Source organism: Muriicola sp. (assembly GCF_049669965.1).
Lineage (GTDB): Bacteria > Bacteroidota > Bacteroidia > Flavobacteriales > Flavobacteriaceae > Muriicola.
Window position 1 is genome coordinate 1 of record NZ_JBATLB010000087.1, and the last position, 22,733, is coordinate 22,733.

24 protein-coding genes, 1 tRNA gene and 1 pseudogene are annotated in these 22,733 nt (G+C 40.9%); 11 read left to right on the forward strand and 15 right to left on the reverse strand.

What is annotated here, in order from left to right; translation table 11 throughout:
* The 3 genes and pseudogenes from WBM49_RS04885 to WBM49_RS04895 form a co-directional block, all read left to right on the forward strand.
* Positions 1-377, forward strand: a pseudogene (locus tag WBM49_RS04885) (aconitate hydratase); the annotation flags it as partial.
* A 65-nt stretch (positions 378-442) separates the two neighbouring features.
* On the forward strand, positions 443-1,006 hold the full coding sequence (locus tag WBM49_RS04890) for a TlpA family protein disulfide reductase (RefSeq protein ID WP_424370945.1): 564 nt from the start codon (positions 443-445) through the stop codon (positions 1,004-1,006).
* Positions 1,006-1,707 (forward strand): DUF3291 domain-containing protein, encoded by a 702-nt coding sequence (locus tag WBM49_RS04895; protein WP_424370946.1) that lies wholly within the window; start codon positions 1,006-1,008, stop codon positions 1,705-1,707. The genes WBM49_RS04890 and WBM49_RS04895 overlap by 1 nt, the downstream gene beginning before the upstream one ends.
* A gap of 11 nt (positions 1,708-1,718) precedes the next feature.
* Here WBM49_RS04895 and WBM49_RS04900 read toward each other — a convergent pair whose 3' ends face one another.
* The 13 genes from WBM49_RS04900 to WBM49_RS04960 all read right to left on the reverse strand — a co-directional run bounded on the left by WBM49_RS04900 (position 1,719) and on the right by WBM49_RS04960 (position 13,998).
* Positions 1,719-2,348, reverse strand: coding sequence for a carotenoid biosynthesis protein (locus WBM49_RS04900; protein ID WP_424370947.1), 630 nt, complete (start codon positions 2,346-2,348; stop codon positions 1,719-1,721).
* On the reverse strand, positions 2,338-3,831 hold the full coding sequence (crtD, locus tag WBM49_RS04905) for a 1-hydroxycarotenoid 3,4-desaturase CrtD (RefSeq protein WP_424370948.1): 1,494 nt from the start codon (positions 3,829-3,831) through the stop codon (positions 2,338-2,340). The genes WBM49_RS04900 and crtD overlap by 11 nt, the downstream gene beginning before the upstream one ends.
* A 3-nt stretch (positions 3,832-3,834) precedes the next feature.
* Positions 3,835-4,227: a sterol desaturase family protein gene (locus WBM49_RS04910; protein ID WP_424370968.1), complete on the reverse strand. Its 393-nt coding sequence runs from the start codon at positions 4,225-4,227 to the stop codon at positions 3,835-3,837.
* A 68-nt stretch (positions 4,228-4,295) separates the two neighbouring features.
* Positions 4,296-5,135, reverse strand: a complete 840-nt coding sequence (locus WBM49_RS04915; protein WP_424370949.1) for a phytoene/squalene synthase family protein — start codon at positions 5,133-5,135, stop codon at positions 4,296-4,298.
* 10 nt (positions 5,136-5,145) lie between these two features.
* Positions 5,146-6,603: a phytoene desaturase family protein gene (locus WBM49_RS04920; RefSeq protein WP_424370950.1), complete on the reverse strand. Its 1,458-nt coding sequence runs from the start codon at positions 6,601-6,603 to the stop codon at positions 5,146-5,148.
* A 32-nt stretch (positions 6,604-6,635) separates the two neighbouring features.
* Positions 6,636-7,535, reverse strand: coding sequence for a MerR family transcriptional regulator (locus WBM49_RS04925; protein WP_424370951.1), 900 nt, complete (start codon positions 7,533-7,535; stop codon positions 6,636-6,638).
* 215 nt (positions 7,536-7,750) lie between these two features.
* Positions 7,751-9,001 (reverse strand): NAD(P)/FAD-dependent oxidoreductase, encoded by a 1,251-nt coding sequence (locus tag WBM49_RS04930; RefSeq protein WP_424370952.1) that lies wholly within the window; start codon positions 8,999-9,001, stop codon positions 7,751-7,753.
* Positions 9,002-9,111: 110 nt separating this feature from the next.
* Positions 9,112-9,198 (reverse strand) — tRNA-Leu (locus WBM49_RS04935).
* A gap of 70 nt (positions 9,199-9,268) precedes the next feature.
* Complete coding sequence (locus WBM49_RS04940; protein ID WP_424370953.1) at positions 9,269-10,375, reverse strand: DUF6544 family protein; 1,107 nt, start codon at positions 10,373-10,375, stop codon at positions 9,269-9,271.
* Positions 10,376-10,417: 42 nt separating this feature from the next.
* Entirely contained in the window at positions 10,418-10,867 is a 450-nt protein-coding gene (locus tag WBM49_RS04945) for a hypothetical protein (protein ID WP_424370954.1), read from the reverse strand.
* Between the two features lie 60 nt (positions 10,868-10,927).
* Complete coding sequence (locus WBM49_RS04950) at positions 10,928-11,626, reverse strand: ABC transporter ATP-binding protein (protein WP_424370955.1); 699 nt, start codon at positions 11,624-11,626, stop codon at positions 10,928-10,930.
* A 9-nt stretch (positions 11,627-11,635) separates the two neighbouring features.
* On the reverse strand, positions 11,636-12,898 hold the full coding sequence (locus WBM49_RS04955; RefSeq protein ID WP_424370956.1) for an ABC transporter permease: 1,263 nt from the start codon (positions 12,896-12,898) through the stop codon (positions 11,636-11,638).
* Positions 12,895-13,998, reverse strand: coding sequence for an efflux RND transporter periplasmic adaptor subunit (locus tag WBM49_RS04960; RefSeq protein ID WP_424370957.1), 1,104 nt, complete (start codon positions 13,996-13,998; stop codon positions 12,895-12,897). The genes WBM49_RS04955 and WBM49_RS04960 overlap by 4 nt, the downstream gene beginning before the upstream one ends.
* A 263-nt stretch (positions 13,999-14,261) precedes the next feature.
* Here WBM49_RS04960 and hpf point away from each other — a divergent pair, with 263 nt between their 5' ends.
* Positions 14,262-14,561, forward strand: coding sequence for a ribosome hibernation-promoting factor, HPF/YfiA family (hpf, locus tag WBM49_RS04965; RefSeq protein WP_424370958.1), 300 nt, complete (start codon positions 14,262-14,264; stop codon positions 14,559-14,561).
* 10 nt (positions 14,562-14,571) lie between these two features.
* On the opposite strand, the gene trxA is transcribed toward hpf, so the two are convergent.
* A complete protein-coding gene (gene trxA / locus WBM49_RS04970; RefSeq protein ID WP_424370959.1) occupies positions 14,572-14,871 on the reverse strand; it encodes a thioredoxin in 300 nt (99 codons plus the stop codon).
* Positions 14,872-14,989: 118 nt separating this feature from the next.
* Between trxA and WBM49_RS04975 the strand changes: the two genes are divergently transcribed.
* The 6 genes from WBM49_RS04975 to WBM49_RS05000 all read left to right on the forward strand — a co-directional run bounded on the left by WBM49_RS04975 (position 14,990) and on the right by WBM49_RS05000 (position 20,205).
* Positions 14,990-15,835, forward strand: coding sequence for a universal stress protein (locus tag WBM49_RS04975; RefSeq protein WP_424370960.1), 846 nt, complete (start codon positions 14,990-14,992; stop codon positions 15,833-15,835).
* 17 nt (positions 15,836-15,852) lie between these two features.
* Positions 15,853-16,698, forward strand: a complete 846-nt coding sequence (locus WBM49_RS04980; protein WP_424370961.1) for a universal stress protein — start codon at positions 15,853-15,855, stop codon at positions 16,696-16,698.
* A gap of 38 nt (positions 16,699-16,736) precedes the next feature.
* Positions 16,737-17,576 (forward strand): restriction endonuclease, encoded by an 840-nt coding sequence (locus WBM49_RS04985; RefSeq protein ID WP_424370962.1) that lies wholly within the window; start codon positions 16,737-16,739, stop codon positions 17,574-17,576.
* Positions 17,577-17,592: 16 nt separating this feature from the next.
* A complete protein-coding gene (locus tag WBM49_RS04990) occupies positions 17,593-18,954 on the forward strand; it encodes an MBL fold metallo-hydrolase RNA specificity domain-containing protein (RefSeq protein WP_424370963.1) in 1,362 nt (453 codons plus the stop codon).
* A gap of 77 nt (positions 18,955-19,031) precedes the next feature.
* Complete coding sequence (locus tag WBM49_RS04995; protein ID WP_424370964.1) at positions 19,032-19,451, forward strand: hypothetical protein; 420 nt, start codon at positions 19,032-19,034, stop codon at positions 19,449-19,451.
* A gap of 112 nt (positions 19,452-19,563) precedes the next feature.
* The gene (locus WBM49_RS05000; protein ID WP_424370965.1) at positions 19,564-20,205 is read left to right on the forward strand and encodes a hypothetical protein; all 642 of its coding nucleotides are present in this window, start codon (positions 19,564-19,566) and stop codon (positions 20,203-20,205) included.
* 39 nt (positions 20,206-20,244) lie between these two features.
* Here WBM49_RS05000 and cls read toward each other — a convergent pair whose 3' ends face one another.
* The gene (gene cls, locus WBM49_RS05005; protein ID WP_424370966.1) at positions 20,245-21,648 is read right to left on the reverse strand and encodes a cardiolipin synthase; all 1,404 of its coding nucleotides are present in this window, start codon (positions 21,646-21,648) and stop codon (positions 20,245-20,247) included.
* A 265-nt stretch (positions 21,649-21,913) separates the two neighbouring features.
* Between cls and WBM49_RS05010 the strand changes: the two genes are divergently transcribed.
* On the forward strand, positions 21,914-22,733 hold an 820-nt coding region (locus WBM49_RS05010; RefSeq protein WP_424370967.1), incomplete at its 3' end, for a pyridoxal-phosphate dependent enzyme.

Below are 22,733 nucleotides of genomic sequence, written 5' to 3' on the forward strand. Positions count from 1 at the left end.
CCATTGTGGTAGGGGATCACAATTACGGAGAGGGATCTTCCAGAGAACATGCCGCCATGCAGCCCAGACATCTGGGAGTTGCTGCTGTTTTGGTAAAGTCTTTTGCCCGGATACACGAAACAAACCTTAAGAAACAAGGCATGTTGGCACTGACCTTTGCCAATGAGAAGGATTACGATAAAATTCAGGAAGACGACACTTTTAATTTTATCGATATTCAGGATTTTGCACCAGATAGACCTTTGAGTATTGAGCTGGTTCACAAAGATGGTTCTAAAGAGATCATCAAGGCAAACCACACCTATAATTTACAACAGATTGCCTGGTTTAGAGAAGGATCTGCATTGAACGTTATTAAAAAGGAAAATGCTGCCTGAAATTAGCTGCACTCGTTGCGCTAGAAAAATCATGGTAAATTAAATTGTAAAAAGATCCGCACTAAATGGCCATTAAAAAAAAGACGGTACTCAATATCCTTCTTATTGCTTTTATTCTTTCTTTTTTTGTTACTCCTATGGGGTATCATGGTAAGATCTTATTAAACAGGATTTTTTCGGGGACTCCCTCTGAAATTCCTATAGGTAAACGGAAGCATATCACGGACTACGACTGGCGACTAAAAGATGCCGATTGGAACATTATAAATTTTAGTCCGTCTAAGGGTAAGGTTGCTTTTGTTAACTTTTGGGCCTCCTGGAGCCTTCCTTCAGATGCCCAGTTAAAAAGTATCCAGAGTCTTTACGATCAATTTAAGGGCAAAGTAGATTTCTATATTATCACCAACGAGGAACAAGCACCTGTTAGAGCGTATATGGAAAAAAATGAGTACAATTTTCCTGTCACCTATTTAATAATTGGAGATAAATCTGCATTACCCGTTTTACAACCGCCGGGGACCTATATTGTGGACAAAAAGGGATTTGTAGTGGCAGAAGAACACGGCATCAAAGACTGGGATAACACCACGGTATTCAACCTGCTAGAAAAACTCCTGAATGAGAAATAGTGGCAAAACAGATCTCCACCCTTACCTTTTTTAAATATCAATCCCTTAAAAACAAGGTATGGGCCTTTGGAATGATGCAATTTGCCCATGCCCATTTGCGAAATGTAGCAGGCCTACAATTTTATAAACTCTTGGGTAGCGGAAAAGCTGGTTTTGATCCGCGACCCGACTGGTCTGTCTACGCTTTACTGCAAGTTTGGGATGATGAGACAGCCGCAGATACGTTTTTTGAAAATTCTAAACTGGTAGAAAGGTATAAGCAGCGGAGTACTGAGCAATATACCCTCTATTTGAAAAATAAAATAGCCAGAGGAAAATGGGCAGGCCAAACTCCCTTTGTACCTCATAAAGATCTTTCAGAAACCATACCACAGATTGCAGTGATTACCAGGGCTACGATCAAAACTAAATTCTTAAGGAAGTTTTGGAAATACGTGCCCACTTCTCAGGAGCCCTTATGGAAAAACGACGGACTGCTTTTTACCAAGGGTATAGGGGAGGTGCCTATTTCACAGATGGCAACCTTTAGTTTATGGAAAGATCAGGAAGCGCTGGATACTTATGCTTATCAGAGTAAGGAACATATAAAGGCTATTGGAGAAACACGCCGGCTAAATTGGTATAAGGAAGAATTATTCTCAAGATTTCAACCGTACCGTTCAATAGGTTCCTGGGAAGGTGTTGCCCCGATAGATTTTTAAAAAAGTCACCTTTAAAACCAAATATAGAAATATACAAAGAACAGGAGTTGGGCGGCATACAAATGAATTGAAAAACGGAGGTCGCCTGTGATCTTCGTCCATTTTATAACCCCATGGAACAGGAGTGCAATCAAGAACCAACTAACGTAATTCTTAAAGGGGACCACATCATTCTGGAACTCCCAAAAATCGAATCGAGGGGCACTTTGCTCCATAAAAAAGTCGAGCACAAGCATTAGCGAGGCTCCTATAAAGATCTGAAGGATATTATTTTTGTTCAGGTATTGCGCAATTCTTGCCGTAATATAAGTAAGCAGGGCCCAATTGATCCCGATCAGTACCGGGACGCCATCTATTTTAACACCCAGGTTGGCTCCATAGCTATAGGTTCCAAAGAGAATACCATAATGTATGCCTATCCATTCGGCGAACATGCCTCCAAACCAAAGCAGCCCAAATATCAATCCTTTTTTGGTGGTGTCTACCGGATAAACCAGAAAGAGCAACAAGGAGGAGATTAGAAGATTTAGTGGGGTTTTGGTAACGAACCATTCCTCAAACCCAAGACTGATACCTGCTATGGCCGAGATATTAAAGAGCCATACAACGTAAATTGCCCAAATACCGTTTTTAATCTGCATGATTCTGTGTTAAATTCTCACTGTCCGGAACCATATCTGCCACTATCCTTGCCGAAAGCAGACACAAGGGAATCCCTCCCCCAGGATGAACAGACCCGCCGCAAAAATATAAATTGTTGATCTTTCGGCTAAAATTTGGATGTCTTAAAAAGGCCGCAAATCTTGAGTTACTTGCCGCACCGTACAAGGCTCCTCGATAAGAGCTTGTATTTGCTTCAATCCCCACAGGGTCTAACACATATTCTGTGGCGATGAGTGGCTCAATGGGCTTTTTTAGTATCCTGCTTAGTTTCTGTAAGATCGCGGTTCTGGCTTTTGTTTTTAGGGTGTTCCAATCCTGTCCGTAGTTACCGGGCGCATTGATCATCACGAACCAATTTTCATACCCTTTTGGTGCATCTTGGGGAATATCCTTGGAGGTAATATTTATATAGACGGTAGGATCATCCGTGATCTGTTTTTCTTCAAAAATTGTGTTGAATTCTTTTTGGTAATCCTCGCTAAAAAAGATGTTATGAAGGTCTAGTTCGGGAAAAGAATCTTTAATACCCCAATAAAAGATAAGAGCCGAGCTCGAACGCTCTTGTCTCAGTGTCTTTTCCGGATGTTCTGCTTCAGGTAAAAGTTTTTTATAGGTAGGAAAGATATCCATATTGGAGACTACAATGTTGGCCGGGTAATGCCCTTTATGGGTCTTTACTCCGGTAGCGGAATTGTTCTTTACAATGATCTGATGCACCCCTTCCTCAAAATGAAATTCAATCCCTTGTTGTTTGGCTAATTCAAAGAGGCTTTGACTTATCTGGTGCATGCCTCCGCCAGGGATAAAGGTTCCATAGTGCATTTCCAAATGGGGAATAAGAGACATTATCCCCGGCGTCTGAAATGGTGAAGATCCGTTGTAGGTGGCATAACGGTTAAACAGCTGCACCAATTTTGGGTTCTTAAAGGTTTTTTGATTTACGGTATTCAGGGAGTCGAAGAGATCCAGATCTCCCATTTGCACTATAGCCGTTAAAGTAGCTCGCGAAAGATAGGTTCTTAGTTTATGCAGGGATTTTTTTAGAAATAGTCCTGCAGTAAGCTCGTATTTTTTCTGATTACCAAGCAGGTATTGATGAATGGTCTTTTCATCTTCCTCGAAAAAATGTGCAGCCTCAGCTAAAAAGGTAGATCTATCCGATTTTACAGAGAATTGGCTGCCATCTTGCCAGAAATAGTTACAGACGGTCAATTTTTTGGAGTAAGGGAAATGGACGCCGGGATCCAGGTCATAGAGCTGAAAAAGTTCCTCAACAAAATGGGGCATGGTAAAAAGGGAAGGACCGAGGTCAAAACGATATCCATCCTGAACTAGCGCATGAAGCTTACCTCCAGCATAGGAATTTTGTTCAAATACATGCACCTCGTACCCCTTCTTACGAAGTCTGAGGGCTGTTGCCAAGCCTCCAATACCAGAGCCAATCACAAGGGCTTTTGGCATGTATTATTTCTTGAAATATTTAAAAGGGACAAAAAGCATTCCGAAGCACTCGCCTTCTTCCTTTCCCAGATGTTTGTGATGAATTTTGTGAGCCCTGCGCACCCCCTTTGCATACCAGTTATTGGCATTCCGGAATATTTTAAATCGCTGATGGATAAAAATATCGTGTACCATAAAATAGGCGGCCCCATATGCCATGATGCCGAAACCTATTGGCCAGCCTGCCCAGAAAGAGCTATTGCTGGCAATCATGATAAAGCTCATGCTCACCACGGCATAAAAAATAAAAAAGACATCGTTCCTTTCAAACCAGGAATCGTGATCTTTTTTATGGTGGTCCTTGTGCAGACTCCATAAGAACCCGTGCATGATATATTTATGGGTAAACCAGGCCATAAACTCCATAATGCTGAAGGTGGTTAGAAATATCAGGATCCAAAGTGCAATCTTCATCATATACTAAATTATACCAAATTTAATTTATAGTTTACATATGAGGTAGCAAGTAGCCCAAATTTCTGATAATTGGGGACCCGTATCCTCGCGTTTTTAATTTCCGTTGAGGGAGTCTTTTGAAGCTTTCTAAGTAGTTGATAATAGTATTTATAGGCCGTATACACCCCAAATTTAGCGTCATTCGGGAGATTTACAATACCCACATACCCTCTGGCAAAATCTGCTTTTATTTCTTCTACTATTCTATTTTTAGAGGCCTCATCTAATTTTAATAAATCTGTGTTTGGGAAATACGATCTGTTCAAATATTCATAATCTGCTTTCAGATCGCGCAGGAAATTTACTTTCTGAAAGGCGGATCCAAGTGCCATAGCCGAAAGTTTCAGACTTTCGTACTGTTCGTCATTTCCGTTGACAAATACGCGCAGACACATAAGACCAACTACATCTGCCGAACCGTAAATGTACTCTTCAAATTCTTTCTGGGTGGCATATACCTGCTTGTTGAGATCCATTCGCATACTCTTCATAAAAGCATCTACCAAATGTCGTGGAATGTCATACTGATGGTAGGTATGTTGAAAAGAGTTAAGAATAGGGTTCAGGCTAATTTTATTTGCCAGGCTATTATGGAGTTCCTGTTCAAAGGCATTAAAAAGCTCTTCCTTATTGTAGTCGTGAAAGCTGTCTACAATTTCATCTGCAAAACGAACAAAACCATAAATGTTGTAAATATCCTTGCGAATTGAAGGAGCAAGCATTTTGGTGGCCAGGGCAAATGAAGTGCTGTAGGATTGTGTTACAATCTTACTGCAGTCATATGAAACATTGTCGAAAATAGATTTCATAAGTTATTAATTACTTTTGTTGCTCAATGAGTTCGGAAACTAATTTTCCGGAGATCAAGGATGGAGGCACCCCGGGTCCCGGAACGGTTAATTGTCCTGTAAAATATAAATCCTTCACCTTTTTGCTCTTTAAACCAGGCCTTAAAAAAGCCGTTTGCAATAGGGTATTAGCCATTCCGTATGCATTGCCCTTATAGGAATTGTACTGTTCCTTAAAATCATTGACACAGAAGGACTCTTTAAATATAATATTATTTTCCACTTTTTGATCCGTGCGCTCTTCCAGACGCTTTATGATGATATCAAAATATTGTTGTCGCAGGGCAGGAGTATCTTCTAGATCCGGGGCAATGGGAACCAGAAAAAATCCTGTTTCATAGCCTTCGGGTGCCATACTTTTGTCTGTTACTGAAGGGAAATTAACATAGAACAAGGGCTCTGTGGGCCATTTGGGCTCGTCATAGATCTCTTCGGCATGTCGCTCAAAATCCGTATCAAAGAAGAGGTTATGATGCTCTATATTTTGCAACTTCTTATTAAAACCTACATAGAACAGCAGAGAAGAAGGTGCAAATGTTTTACCATCCCAATAGGCTTCAGAATATTGACGGTACTGAGGATCTAAAAGGGTTTCCGAATGGTGATAGTCGGCCCCGGAAAGAACAAAATTGGCCATTATAGATTTACCGTCTACCACTATACCTGTGGCATGTCCTTTTTCTACAAGGATCTTTTCAACTGCTCTTCCTGTTTGTATATCTACCCCTAATTCTTGTGCCAGACTTTTCATCCCCTCAATGATCTTGTACATACCACCTTTAGGATGCCAGGTACCCAGACCAAAATCGGCAAAATTCATAAAACTATAGAAAGAAGGCGTTTTACTTGGTTTAGCTCCAAGGAATAGTACCGGAAACTCCAGGGTAGCAATTAATTTCGGGTTTTTAAATTGTTTGCGAACCTGTCCGCTGATTGTTTTAAAAAATTGATCTACCCTCAGCGCAGTATCCTTGGTAACAAGTTCAAAAGGAGATATTCCCGGTCTGTAAACAATTTTGTTTATGGCAATATCATAGTTTTCCTGAGCTTTTGCAATGAATTTTCTAAGATGTACAGCGCTTCCCGCCTCAATACGTTCAAACTCTGCACAGATCTTATCCATAGTGTCCCCAATAGTAATAACATCGTCAGAGAAAAAGATTTTATAGGCCGGACTCAGTTTATCGAGCTGGTAGTAATCAGAGGTGCTCTTTCCAAAGTCATTAAAAAACCGCTCAAAGATATCGGGCATCCAGTACCAGCTTGGCCCAATGTCAAAAGTGAATCCTTGTTTCACTAATTGCCTGGCTCTGCCTCCCACAGTATCATTTTTTTCATATACGGATACACCAAACCCTGCTTTGGCCAAATAACATGCAGCCGAAAGGGAGGAAAATCCCGAACCTATGATTACTACATTTTTGTTCATAACAGGAATAAGTGCCTTAGTAATAATTAAATTTAAAGTGCTGCCGAAAGATGTTCTACGGATTCAAAAGACCTTATATGTTCTGGCAGTTTCTTTTTTCTTAAGTATTCTGTTTGCCTGCCCAATATCCAAAGCTTGGAGGATCCTGCTGGACTCAGGATGGTATTAAAATCCTGAATATATTGTTCCAGGCCGTCCTTGGTTGGAACAACAGTAAAATAGGATAGAAAATGCAGATTTTGATAGTATTTTTCAAGGTCCGTAAGACTTTCCAACGGCATGCTCTGCCCCAGGTAAATAGTCTTGTAACCTCGCAGCAATAACTCATAATTAATAAATAACAGGCCTATTTCATGGATTTCATTCTCAGGGAGAAACAAAGCAAAAACTTTGTCTTTTCTCGTGGGTTCAACGGCCTGTATCTTTTCAGTGCTGGTATATATCTTTTGTTTAATGAGGTTTGTTATAAAGTGTTCATGCGACGGACTAATAGTGTCTGTCTGCCATAATAAGCCCAATTCTGTTAACAAGGGAATAAAAACTTCCCAAAAGATTTCCCTGAATGACCGGTCTGCCAAAAGACTGTTATAGGTATTTTGAAAAAGGGAAAGGTCAAAATTGATCATTGATAGCTTGAAGGCATTGATCGAATGATTTTTTGTACTGTTTTGAGCTACCAGTTCCCTAACGACCGCAGGTAATTCTACTTCAGGGATCTTTGCGATCTTCGAGATCTTATATCCACTATTGTAAAGGAGCGTAATGTTCAACAATTTTTGTAAACTGGCTAAACTGTAGGTCCGTATATTCGTTGAAGTACGCTCTGGGGCTAAAAGATCATATCTTTTTTCCCAAATTCTTATGGTATGTGCTTTAATACCAGATAGGTTTTCAAGGTCCCTGATACTAAAAAACTTCTTTACATTGTTCATTATTTTGTTCTAAAGCTTAAACAAATTTACAATTTTTGCAATGTAACCTTCTAATAGTAACGTTAAAATTTTAGCCAATTTTAAAAGCTTAGCCGCCCAGTATGAGGTAAGTATGATGATTGGATGGGTTCCTGAGTTTTTTCAGATATGCAAATGCTTGGTGACCTTTGGGAGTAACTATGGATCAACATTGTGCCCTAAATATCAAGAGCAGGCTAAAACCGCCTTTCCGGATGGAAACCTTCAATAGACATCGATAAGGGCTTGTTTGATATTATTTCAGATACTAGTTTGCCAGTAGCCGGGCCCAAACTCCATCCCATCATGGCATGGCCGGTAGCTATGGTCAGGTTTTTGAGGTGTGAACTACGGCCAATATATGGCAGTCCGTCTGGTGTAACAGGTCTCAGACCACACTTGGCCTCTTCCATTTCCAGAGCACTGATCTCAATGTTATTATAATAATTTTGGGCAGCTTTGGCTATGGCAGCCACTCGTTCTTTCCGGATCCTGTGATTGATTCCCGAGAGTTCCATGGTCCCTGCAAATCGTGTAAAATGCCGCATGGGGGTGACGGCAACTTTGGCCTCCATCAAAATAGCCGGGAGGGTTACCCCCAGAGGTCTTGTAACGTTGATACGGTATCCCTTGCCCGGTTCTATGAGTAATCGTGTACCCAACGCCTTAGCCAGACCGGAGGTCCATGAACCGCTGGCCATAACTATTTCATCTGCTGCGTATTTGCCTTTACTTGTGTTTACTTTGCTGATTTTGCCTCCTTCAAATTCAAAATTTTGAACTTCCTCCTGGGTCCTAATCGTAACTCCAACTCTTTGTAAATAGATTTTTAGTTGCCCCATAATCTCATTAGGGGACGTATGGGCGTCGCATTGATAGTGCACTGCCCCGTCAATATCCTCACTCAAATTAGGTTGTAAAACATCGAGTTCTGCTCTGGATAGTTCTGTTACTTCAAGGCCTTCATCGGCAGCACGCCTGGCCACTTCCTTTTCATGATTCCCTTCTTTCTGTGTTTTGTACAACATCAGCAGGCCTTTTTTTTCCAGTTGAAAATCTCCCAATTCTCCGGAGTCGTGCATGGCACCATAAAGTTCTTTACTCAACAGGTTAATGTCTTTGATAAGTGGTATGGCTTTTTCCACGTTGGCTTTGGTGGAAGAGCGGTTAAAGGCCCAGGCCCATCTTATAAAGTCGGGATCCAAGCGCGGTTTCATATAAAACGGACTGCTGCTGTTAAACATCCATTTAAGACCTTTGGCCATCATGCCGGGAGAGGCCAGCGGGATAATATGGCTGGGGGTGAGATACCCTGCGTTTACGTAGGAAGCTCCGCCGTCCATGGCAGACTTGTCGATCACCGTAATCTGGTGACCTTCTTTGTGCAAAAAATAGGCGCAACTCAGACCAACGATACCGCCTCCAATAATTAAGACTTGTTTTCCCATAGTTTTACCCATCTTCCGGGTGCTGCTTTAAAGAACTAAAATAGGGAATTGCCGGCATCGTTAAAATAAAAAACCACCAATCTTCGAAATCATCAAAGAAAAGCGGTTTTTGGTGCCCACGACTGGATTCGAACCAGCACGTCCTTGCGAACACTACCCCCTCAAGGTAGCATGTCTACCAATTTCACCACGTGGGCAAGTATAGGTTATTTTAAGGGCCGTAAAGATAGAAACCTTAATCCTTTCCACCAATAGTCTGCCGTGTAATTATTTATAATTGTAGCTAACGTCCTGGTTGTATAGGATATCCGTGATCTCTAGTCGCAACCATAAGAAATCGCCTTCCGCAAGTTTCCAGGAAACTTCTGATTTATTAGGGATCCTTACACCGCTGAAATTCTTAAAGGATGTATTGTGAATGTGCCAAACTTCAAGAGGGGCATCTTTTCCCTGACCCATATACCTTTTTGTTTCAAACTCAAGGAGGTCTCCCTCAGGGGAGAAGGAATACTCCCCGCTCACACTTATCTCCTCAAGCGTCATAGTACCCCTCACGGTAAGCTCATCAATAGTTTCCCATTGCATATAAGGTTCCAGAGCAGCTGATGGGTACCAACAGATCTCTGCCATATAGCGCTGAAGAGTGGCCTTATCTGTGTTCGGATCATTCTTGGCATTCGCTACTGGAATCAGCCCAAACAGTTTAATCAGCATATTCCCTTTTCCCTCTTCTAATTTATCTCTGCCGAAAAAAGATAAAGGTCCCCATAAAGTAACTTCGGATTTCCATACAAAAGCCGGGGGTGAGACAGTGTACCATTGTTCGGCAGTAAAAGGCATCCATGCACCGGTGGGAGTAGTTTTAAGAGATCCCTCTTGCTTTAATAAAACATGCTGCATAGGAGGTCTTGCCAGGGCACCAGATCTGTGAAGCCATTTTTGCACCATAAGGGGTAAGGGTTCCGCAGCAGCAGATTTATTTATGATCGTTGAAGTTATTGATTGTCCGAGTATATTTTTTACTTCCTGATGCACCATGTTATCAAAACGAATCACTCCAATTTGAACTATAGCGATTAATAAAAAAAGAAAGTTCAGGATGGTTCCGTATTTGGCGTCAGACCAACTAAGGATGATAAGGACCTGTGAAATAAGTATGGCCAAAAACATAAGATACGGCCAAAACAAAGAATGATAATAATACAAGTACACCGAAAGAAGGAAGAGCAGAAAAGAAACACCCCAAAAAATGGCTGCCCCAGCGCCGATAGGTGTATTAAATGGTATATTCTTTACCAGCCCCATCCCTTTTAAAAAACCAAGAAGGTGGATGGCTCCGTGCACTACCAAAAGGATCGCTATAATATGTTTCATGGCACTCCCTGTTTCCCAACACACAAATTGAACTAGTACCGCTTAAGAATCCAGAATATTCCTTAATTCTTCACTATCCATAACGTATTCTGTCACAGTAAACACCTCTTTGCGGCTTTCTCTGAATGTTTTTACAAAGTCTGCTATTTCTGTTTCAAGTTCTGCATGGGTTACAAAAAACTCTTTTTTGACAGCAGCATCACCACCCTCAACAATGGTAACAGCCATTTCCAGATGGGAAGAAACTTTTTGGTATAATTCTTCAGTACGAAGGCTTAGTTGATGTTCCTTCTGACGGATGGCTGCAACGCTTTCCAGATTCTCCTTTTTAGTGATCCAAATGAGGTATTTAGCGATCAGATTGTGAAGAAATCGCAACTCATCTTTGTAAAATTCAAGATCGGATCGCCAGTGTTTCGCAACAAAATACAACCCTTCCCACTTGGGATGGCCAGTGTCTTGTACGCCAGATGTTTTGCTTATTTTACCCATGATAACAAGGTTTTGGATTGAGTTATAAAAGTAAGGGGGGCAAGAGACAATTCTTATGATTTATATCATATTTAAAGGTGCATTTGTAGAAATAATCTTCCCATCTTCCATTTCAATAATACGATCTGTTCTTTTGGCAAAATCGTGATCGTGCGTCACAATTAGCAATGATAATCCTTGTTCTTCCTTGAGTCTTTTAAAGATCTGAAAGACATTTTCGGCATTAAAGCTGTCCAGATTACCCGTGGGTTCGTCTCCCATGAGGATGGTCGGATTATTGATCAGGGCCCTCGCAATGGCAACCCGTTGTTTTTCTCCGCCGGAGATACGGGAGGCCTTCTTAGGACCCAGATGACCAATATTGAGCATCTCCAGTTTTTCTGTAGCATCTTTTTGTATCTCCGGATAGGTCTTTAATCCTAATTTCCTGGCGGGTAACATCACATTTTCAAGCACTGTGAATTCGGACAAGAGGTAATGGAATTGAAAAACAAAGCCAATGTGCTCGTTTCTGATCTTTGAAAGGGCCTGGTGCGAGTTTCCTGTGATCAGTTCCTTATTGAGAAACAACTGCCCATCATAGTCTGTGTCCATGGTAGACAGAATGTAGAGTAAGGTAGACTTGCCGGAACCCGACTTGCCCATGATAGAAGCAAATTCTCCTTTTTGGATCGAAAAACTGATATCCTTCAGTACGTGGAATTCTACAGGTTTTCTGAAGTACTTATTAATATTCTTCGTTTCTAGGACAGGGTTCATGGTGCTGTTTTAGGTGCCTCTGATGATGCGTACGGGATCTATTCGTTTTGCTTTGTTGGAGGGCAAATAGCCCGCTATAAAAGTGGAAATCAGCGCAAATACAATTCCAATCACATAATAGTGTAGCTGAAAATTTACAGGAAAGGTCTTGATGGTTGGTAAGGCTTCCGTATTAAAGGGAAGCTGATCAATAAAGACCGAAAGGCCGAACCCTAAAAGAAGGCCCAGTATACCACCCAGCAGACCTATGATCATAGCCTGACTCATAAAAATGAGCTGCACATCTGTTCCGGAAAATCCGGTAGCCTTCAAAATGGCAATGTCGTTCATTTTCTCATAGATCAGCATGTTGAGGATATTGTATATGCCAAATCCGGCTACAATAAGCAGGGTTACTGATACGGCGTAGGTTATCAGGTTTCGGATATCTGACCCGGTTTCAAACTGTGCATTGGCCGTATTAATATCCATGGCTTTTATCTCAAATTGTTTTTCGAGGGCCTGGGACATAGGAAGGGCAGCCTCTATATTGTTAAGCTTTATATTAATGTCCGTGATATAGTTAGTGGCTTCACCCAGGATCCTTTGCACGGTGGAGAGGTTTGCATAACTCTGAATATTGTCTATTTCGGCTATACCGCTTTGATAGATCCCAACAATCTTCAGGGGGAAAATATCACCTCTTATCGTACTGATCTGTACTCTGTCTCCAACGGCCAGAGACATTTTTTTGGCAAGTCCGGCTCCGAGTAAGATCCCATTTTCCATGTTTTGCAATGCCTCCGGACTCCCTTCCACAATGTAATCCCTGAAATTAGACAAACGCACCTCTTCCATTATATCCACTCCAATTAAATTACCCCCTAATTCTATGGACCCGGACAGGTAGAATAGTTGAGCTCGCACCTGTGGAGTAGCCCCTTTTACTTCGGGGTCCTTTTTCAGGTAATCCAGGATAGGTAAGGCATTGTGTATTTTCTTCTGACTCAGTTTTGGTCTTATAGAATGGACCACATTAAATGACCCTTCAAATGTCTCGTACAAAGCAACCGGTTGCTTTTCTGAAGGTTGTATCTCGTTGTACAGATGAATATGGGGAGTTTGGTTTAAGATCAGATCATCCAGCATAGTGTTTAGCCCTGTCATAAAACTAACCAGCGTTATATAAGCCCCTATTCCGAAGGTAACACCAAGGGAGGCGGTGACCGTAGACTTCATCTTAGTAAGGAGATGGGTTTTGGCTATGTTTAAAATAACTTTCCACTGGATCATTCCGCTGGTTTTAAAATATAGGTGCTGCTATCTATTCCGGACAGGATCTCCACATATTGAAGGTCTTGCAGTCCAATGGTGATTTCTACCTCGCCATTTTCAGTTTCCACCTTCGAATCTCCTATGAGGTATGCCTTTGGGATCACCAGGATATCTTTTTTTTGCTGTATGATAATATTGCCTTCGCCAGATAATCCCGGATATAACGTATTTGGAGGCGAATCAAAGGTGGCCTCAATTTTAAACGTTTGGGAACGATCATCTTTTTTTGGATATATTTTATTGATCCGGGTTTCGAAGGTCACTGAGGGGTAAGCATCCAGCGTAATAAGGGCCTTTTGCCCTATTTGGATCTTTACTATGTCTACCTCGTCTACCAACATCTCTACTACAAAAACCTCAGAACTCCCCACCGAAGCAACTGGTTCCATGGTCGTAATTAGCTCCCCCGGATTCTTGTACAGGGCGTAGACCGTTCCGTTGATCTTACTTTCAATGGCAAAATCGCGGGTGGTATTCGCAGAGTTTTTATAAGAGTTGGCGGCTTGCCTGTATTTTGTTTCAAGGTCGTTGCGGGTTTGTTCATAGGACATTTTAAGGGCCCTTACATTATTGCCTGAAAGTTCGTAGGCTAACTTTTTAGCATCAAACTGAGCTTGTGATCCTATGCGCTGCTCCCAAAGATTTTGTTGTCTTTTGAAATTAATGGAGTCATTGGACAATTGCAATTCTCCTGCCTCTATTTTTTCAAGGATACCTTTTAAAACGGCATCGTTCCCCAAATAATTCTTTTTCGCCAATTCAAGATTCAGGAGTGCGTTATCCGCATTTAATTTGGGAGCTGTATTAATAATCTGGGCAATGGCTTTGCCCTTCGGCACTTTATCCCCTTCTTTGACAAGATTTCTGTCCAGAATGCCACTGACGGCTGAATAGGCCTGATAAAGACTATCGGGTTGTACAGTTACCGAAGTATAAACAGATTCCGTGAGATCCATTACCTGAGGCTGTATTCTATCCCTTTTGCTGCCACATCCAATAAGTACCAACAACGTAAATATCAGCAAAACACAATTCAGAAAAGCTCTTAGTAATTGCATACAACAGATTAATTTTAACTAATTTAGGGAACTAAGGGTAGGGGAACAATGACAATTATCATAAGGTTTACAGATTGATTTATTCAACAATTGTAAACTTTTGAATTAAAAGAACCCAAGGGATAGGGACAACTAACAAGTTTGGCATTTCCTTAAAAAGAGAATTAGGCTCTCGTGTTTTTAATTCCTGTAAACAGACTGATAAAAGTCATGGAATGCCCCTTTGAAATGTATTATTTTTAACACTAATAAATCTTTTTACTATGACCATAAACATACAATACCTGCATATGCCTACCAGTGAGGCCATGAATGAACTTTTAACGCAAAAACTTGAAAAACTAGGTGCCAAATACAATTGGATCGTAAGTACCGATGTCTATTTTAAATTGGAGAATGATCCATCTGGCAAGAATAAAGTATGTGAAATGAAAATTGAGGCTCCTGGCCCTCGAATTTTTGCGAAGTCTAAAGAAGATAATTTTGAGAAAGCAGCTGCGGAAACCCTAAAAGATCTCGAAAGACAGCTTAAAAAAAGAAAAGCAATTCAATCCAAATATTGATCGCAGGTATCTATTGATGCGATTGTAGTATTTGAACCAGTTCGTTTTTTGGAACCAAGCCGGATTGTCGCCATTTTTGTTCACCATTCTTAAAGAGCACCAAGGTGGGGACACCACGTACCTGAAATTTAGCTGCGAGAGATTCATTCTTATCCACATCAATCTTAATAACACGGATAGCATCTCCTAACTCGTCTTTTACTTCTTTTAGGATGGGCGCCAACATTTTACACGGACCACACCAGTCGGCATAGAAGTCGACCAATACCGGTTTTTCTGAAGAGATAATGTCTTTAAAACTGTGTTTCACGGGGTTTGTATTTATGGAATGAAATTAAGGAATAATTTATTTGATTTAGCTGACGAATATCATACTTCGGTAGCTACTCTTAAACTAACTTTAAAGAAACATACCAAATTAGTATATCATGAGAAAGATTGTTGTGCCAACAGATTTTTCAGACAACGCATTTAATGCTTTGAAATACGCCTGTGAGATCTTTAAATACGAACGGAGTGAGATCTATATTGTACATGCGTATGCAGATGAAGTATATCAATTGGGCAACATTAAGGAACGTTCCGAATTGAATAACAGGAAGGAAGAAGTTTCGCAACGTGCAACGGAGGCATTGGCAGAATTGGTACATAAAATTAAGGAGTATGCCCCCAACCCAAAACACAGCTATATTTCTTTAGGAGCTTTTGGATCTTTAATAGATGAGGTGAATGATTTGGTGGAAAAGGAAAATACAGACATTGTTGTCATGGGTACCCGGGGAGCAGCCAATGACAGGGGAATTACTTTTGGCAGCAATACGCTCAATGTAATGAAATATGTACAATGCCCGGTACTTGCCATTCCTGAGGATTATGGGTATCATCCCCCCAAGGAACTTTTGTTCCCTACCAACTATTTACTTCCCTACAAACGCCGGGAGCTAAAACTACTTTGTGAATTAACGGGATCATTTCGCTCTACTATTCATGTATTATACATAGATCCGATGAAGAAGTTGTCTCTCCGGCAAGAAGACAATAAAGATTTTCTTCAATCGGAATTAAGCAAGGCAGAGTTGGTTTTCGAAACCACGCCTGAAAAAGACAAGACCATGGCTATCACTAAATATATCGTGCACCAACAAATAGATATGTTGGTGATGGTAAATACCAGACACTCGCACCTGGAAGACCTTTTGATGCCCACAACGCTGAATAAGATAGGTTTGCATCTAAAGATCCCATTTTTGGTGCTGCAGAATATTGCCCGCTAATTTTAATAATTACTATCATGAAAAAAATACTGCTTCCTACCGATTTCTCAAAGAATGCAAAAAATGCCATTCAATACGCCGTAGAACTATACAAAGATTCAGAATGTACCTTCTATCTCATAAACACGTATACCCCGGCCATTTATCAGTCCGAATACATTTTACATAGCCCTGGACAAATTGGTCTGGGTGATATTTATCAGTCGTTCTCAATGGAAAACTTGGAAGAACTGAAAAAAGAGCTGGAGAGAACCTATAAGAATCCAAAACACAAGTTTATCATTCACTCTGTCTTTAATTTACTGGTAGATGAGATCGTTGATTTAGCACATAAGGAGGAGGCAGACCTCATTATCATGGGAACTCAGGGGGCAACCGGCGCCAAAGAGATTTTTATGGGATCGCATACGGTACATGTAATCAAGAAAGCCCCATGTCCTGTTTTAGCCATTCCGGCCGATTTTAAGTTCGAAGCACCTAAGGAGATCTTGTTTCCTACAGATTTTGAAATAAACTATCAGCATGCCCAACTATCCGTTTTGTTGGATCTGGCCGCACATTACCAATCTAAAGTAGATATTATTCATATCTCCAGTGGCAATGAACTTTCAGCCAAACAAGAACAAAATAAGACTAGCCTGGATAAAATGTTAGGTGAAGGGAAGCATCGTTTTCACGACCTCCCAAGTCAGGAGATCATAGAAGGGATCAATTCATTTAAAGCTAAGTCCACCGTAAATCTCTTAGTGATGATACAGAACAAGCACACTTTTATTGAACGTTTGTTTATTGAACCGGTGATCAAAAAGATCGGCTTTCATGTAACCATACCCTTTATGGTTTTACCGCATCCAAATGAATGAGGGGATGTAACAGATCTAAATTTTAACCCTAATAGCTCATGGAGAACAAGGCTATAGAGATAAGGAAATCTTCAGGAGAAAGGGTGCCTTTTTCATCCTTAAAACTGGCTGCATCTCTTAGACATAGTGGTGCTGATGAAGACACCATAAACATGGTACTTCAAAAAGTAGCCGATGAGTTATTTGAAGGTATCAGCACAAAAGAGATCTATAACAGGGCCTATGCCATCTTAAAGCGCAAGAAACCCATATTTGCTTCCAAATACAAATTAAAGAAAGCGATCTATGAATTGGGCCCAACAGGTTTCCCCTTTGAAAAGTTTATAGCGACCTTGCTCAATTTTTCTGGGTATAAAACTGCGGTGGGGGAAGTTGTAAAAGGAAAATGTGTTTCGCATGAGATTGATGTACTCGCAAGAAAAAATGGAAAAATCTGCCTTATTGAATGTAAGTTTCACGGGGAAGAAGGGCGTAACTGTAATGTGAAGGTGCCCTTGTATATCCACTCCAGGTTTCAAGATGTCTGTAAGACCGAGAACCACGAGGCCGGCTTTAAAGTTCCCGATGAAGGATGGGTAGTTACCAATACCCGGTTTACACAGGAGGCGACTACTTATGGTAAATGTTCCGGCCTTTACCTGCTTAGCTGGGACTATCCGCACGATGACGGATTGCGCAACAGGATAGACAGATTGGCTTTGTATCCCATCACAGTTTCTACCCTTTTAACGCAACGCGAAAAACAGTTTCTTTTAAGCAGGGATGTGGTGCTTTGCCGACAATTACACAGAGACACTTTTTATCTAGACCATTTGGGTGTCTCAGAAACCAGGAAAACAAGGATCTTAAAGGAAATAGGCCAATTATGCCAGTTTTAATAAAGTACAGCAAAGAATGGTAAACATTCAATTTTTAGGAGCTGCCCAAACCGTCACTGGTTCTAAATATTATTTGGAAAATGACGGGCTAAGACTCCTTGTTGATTGTGGTATGTTTCAAGGTCTGAAATCTTTAAGACTTCAGAATTGGTTACCCCTGCCTGTAGATGTTACTGCTATTGATAAGGTCCTTCTTACCCATGGCCACCTGGATCACACAGGATACTTACCCCGATTGTTACAACAGGGATTTAAAGGTAAAATTCTCGGAACCGCGCCCACTTTAGCCATTGCTGCTATCATTTTAAGGGATAGCGCCAAAATACATGAGGAGGAAGCAGATAAGGCCAATAAGGAAGGGTATTCTAAGCACCATCCGGCTTTGCCTTTTTACACTCTTGAAGAAGCGGAGAACACTATTCATCTTTTTCAGATGGTGGAAATAGATCATTGGCTGCAGCTGTCTGAAAAGGTGCAGATGCGTTTTTCGTACAACGGCCATATTTTAGGGGCCACTTATATCAGCCTTAAAATTGACGGGAAAGTATATTTGTTTTCCGGCGATATTGGCAGGCCAGATGATCTTTTATTGGAGGATCCGGAACATCCGCAGTGGGCAGATTATCTTTTTCTGGAAAGTACCTATGGGAACAAACTACATCCTGAGGAGGATATTGAGACCCTGCTCGCAGACCTGGTTCGTAAAACCATACGAGATCAGGGGATCTTGCTGATCCCATCATTTGCCGTAGAAAGATTACAGTTGCTTATGCTGATTCTGTGGCGGATGTATAAAAAGAACCGAATTCCCAATATCCCAATTTTCGTAGACAGTCCGATGGGGACAGACGTTTTGGAACTTTTTGAACAATTTCCTGAGTGGCATAAAATTCCGATAAGAGATCTGAGAGCCATGTGCGATCATATGACCCTGATTAGCTCATATAGAGATACCTGGAAAACTATAGATGATCCAAGACCCAAAATTGTAATTGCCGGGAGCGGTATGTTATCAGGGGGCAGAATACTTACATATTTAAAACAAAAAATAAGCAGTGATTCAACCAGGATATTATTGGTGGGGTATCAGGCCGAGGGCACCAGGGGGAGAAAACTCCTGGAGGGTGCATCTACCATACGCATATTTGGAAAGGATCACGAAGTAAAGGCTAAAATACTTCATCTAGAAAGCCTTTCTGCACATGCAGACCAGGCAGAATTATTAGGTTGGTTGGGGGATATTAAGAATATTCCGGAAACTACTTTTTTGATTCACGGTGAACAGGAAGCAATTGAAGGCTTTAAAGAAAAAATTGAGACCTCCCTTGGATGGCGTGTTAGCGTTCCAAACCTTGGGGATACGGTGCAGCTTCTTTAGACAGTTGGTTGTACCTCCATTTCAATAGCCCTAAGTTTTAGTAAAACTCAGAACAGTAACGATAAAAATAGAACCCAATGGAAAAACAGCTAGTAGTCAGAAAAATGAGCATAGAAGAATTGCATCAGGAGTCAAAAAAATGGATCTCACATCTTAATTTCATGAAAGATGAGATCGTTTTCTTTGATCATCTTTTGAATTCATATGTTTTTGAACCCGATACTCCACTCTTATTTGAAGACCTTCAAAAATATGAGGGGAAACTGAGAGTGTCCAATGAATTATCTTCAAAGGTAATTGAAGAAATCATTGAGCATGGAAATAAACTTGGCGGCCTGATGGAAATTCTAAACAGCAGTTTAGACATGGCCTATCAAAAGAAACACAGTCATTACAGACTTGAGGTGGAGGAGTGCCTGGAGAATTTCAGAAAATTGAAAACCGACCTTCATTCGTATGCGTCAACTATTTTAAAGAAAAGGCATAAAAAGAGCTAGTGGAAGTAGAATTGCTGATAATTATCATGTGTTTTAAAGGCCTGTATTACTATCTTTTATTAAGTAACCTTATTAGTAACTAATGAGTGTAAAAAATTATAAAACACCTATCATGAAAACATTTTTTTGGACCTTTTTCCTACTATTCCTGTCCTGTAATGATGCGGAAATAGTTAGTAGTTGGAAGAATCCGGACATAGTACTATTTGATGCGTACAAGGTACTGGTCGTAGGGATGACACCGAGCCCGGAAGCCCGTTTGCAGTTTGAGACAAAAATGACAGATAGATTCACCCAACAGGGGGTAGAAGCCATGCGCAGTATCGATCTTTTTGATATAAACTTTACAGATGCCAAGCGTACAGATAAAGAACTGGACGAGGTAGAAGAACGATTACTAGACAAGGATTTTGACGCTATCTTATTTACAAAAATACTGGGTTCTGAGAACAGACAGAGCCTAAGCAGGAAACTTTCAGAACTCGACAGGAATAATGCCAGGTTCAAAGATGACTATCTAAGTCACCAGAATATTTATTACGAAGATGAATACTATGATCAATACACGGTATATTTTGTTGAGACTGCTTTGTATTGCATTTGCGTAGACAAGGAGCGCGATCTTATCTGGCGGGGTGTTATTGAAGTATCCAATCCTATAGAGGCCGAAGACACCATTGAAGAATATGTAGACCTGGTTGTCTCTACCATGGAGCACGAAGATCTTATTTTCAGAAAAGAGAAAGAAAAATAACAGTGTAGCTCCAGTTGATGCGTATAAATTTATCAACACCTACAAAACAGGGGCAAATATCCTGGCTAGGCCTTCTATAAGTTTATCAGTAGCAGGCCTTCTGGTATAAGTATCCTGCTTTAATTCGGTACTCTTCTTGCAATCCCGTAAGAAGATCTCACGGAGCGATTTGGCCTTGTCACTATCGTATAGTAGTGCATTCACTTCGTAATTGTGCTCAAAGCTGCGTACATCAATATTGGCGGTTCCTATGGAGGCAATATCATCATCGCTCACCAGGATCTTGCTGTGGAGGAAGCCATATGGAAATAAAAATATGCGGATACCAGATTTCAGAAATGCCTCGAAATAGGAGCGAACCGTCCAGTCTACCAATTTACTATCGCTTTTTTCCGCTATTAACAAACGAACATCTATTCCACTCAGGGCAGCCATCTGCAGGGCCTTAAGGATCTCATTACTCGGGATAATATAAGGGTTGGTGATATACAGATACTCTTGAGCCTCATTAATGATAGATAAATAACAGTGTTCAATATTGGGAAAGGCATCATCTGGCCCGCTGGGTATTACCTGTACGGTTTCCTGTCCTGAGTCTGTTTCATCTTCTGGTCTCGCACTTAATGGTATTTTTTTCTCAGAGACCATAAACCAATCAGATATAAAAACGTGTTCCATGAATGCCACGGCCGGGCCTTGGATGGCCAAATGCATGTCGTGCCATTTCCCAAGATCGGTATTTCCTCTGAGGTATTTATCTGAAATATTAATACCTCCGGTAAAAGCAATGATCCCATCAACAACAATGATTTTGCGATGATTCCGATAATTCAGGGAAGAAAGGAACCTCCCAAATCTAAATGGAAGGAAAGGATACACCTCCACTCCCATTGATTTTAGTTTTTTAAGATACGCAGCACTAAGGGAATAACTGCCAAACCCATCATAGATCATTCTGATAAGGACGCCTTGTTTAATCTTTTTTTCAAGGAGTGCAAACAACTTATCAGCCAATTCTCCTTCTTCAAAAATATAATACTGCAGATAGATGTAATTCTCCGCCTTTTCAAGTGACTCGAAAATTTTATTAAAGGTATGCTCTCCGTCTTCTAACAGCGTAACCTCATTGTGAGAAGTAGGGGAGAAATGTGTAACCTTCGCCATAAGAGACATCATCTTCTTGTATTTTGGTTTGCTAGTCTTTTCTATGAGATCTTCAGAGTAGGATGGAAACTCAATAGAATTTTTCCGGAGTCGGGCCAGCTTTTTCTTTCGCCGGTTCCGGCCTAACATGATATACAATAAAATACCTCCCACAGGGATGGTAAAAATGGCAAGAAGCCAGGCCAGGGTTTTAGAGGGTCGCATTCCATTGATTAGTAAACCATAGATCAGGAATAGAGCTAATAGAACATAGAGCGTTAGTAGGATGAATACAAGCATTGGTTTGGTTAATCTTTTGCGGTCCTTTACTAAAGGTTAAATGTACCACAGAATATTGACAATTTGTGATAAGAGCATAAAGTAATCTGCGTAAAACCTGCCATAAATATTCAATGATGATTTATATAGACTTACTCTTATTGCCGGAGTATACCACTGAAACAACATCCTGATTTTTCCCACAATGGCATTAAAATAAGTAGTAATATTGCTTCGTAATTCGAGATGAATTTAGTATACTTCATCAACCCAATTGTGAGTTTTTATGAATCTTCGTGATGGTGTTAAAACCGCAGAAAATAAGGTCTCTTCAGAAACCCTTAAATTAAGTGAATTTGTGATCGACAAAAGCAAGTCGGTTACAGATCGTTTGGAAAGCTATGAGGATATCCTCAACCTGGAAGTGGGCGATACTGCTCTAAACAGAGCTAAAGCTTTAGAACGTGAGTTCGATATACGGCAACTGTATATCAAATACGAAGGAGACAATCCTACAGGAACCCAAAAGGATCGTATTGCTTTTGCACAGGTGTATGACGCTTTAAGGCGCGACTTTGATGTGGTATCGCTGGCCACTTGTGGCAATTACGGAGTAGCCGTTGCTTTGGCGGCCAGTCTGGCAGGGATCCATTGCAAGATCTATATTCCGGAGTCATATCACACAGATAGGATAGAAGAAATGAAATCTCTGAATGCCGAAATCATCCGCTTACCCGGAAGCTATGAAGATGTGGTAGCGCAAAGTACAGAACTGGCTAAGGTCAATGAGTGGTATGATGCCAATCCCGGGGCAACCAATACCCCCTTACAGATCTCGGCCTATGCCCAGATCGCATATGAAATTTTCGAGGACCTGGGAGATGCACCCAAATACTGTGCAGTTCCCGTATCCAATGGTACCCTGCTGGCAGGTGTTTACAGAGGCTTCGTCAGTCTTTATAAAAGTGGTAAAACCTCGAGGATCCCAAAGATGATAGCTGCATCTTCCTCCTACAAGAACCCCATAGTACAATCGTTTAAAAAAGGCTTGGACCACTGCAAAGACCTGGAACCAAAAACTATTAAAGAAACCAAATATAACGAAC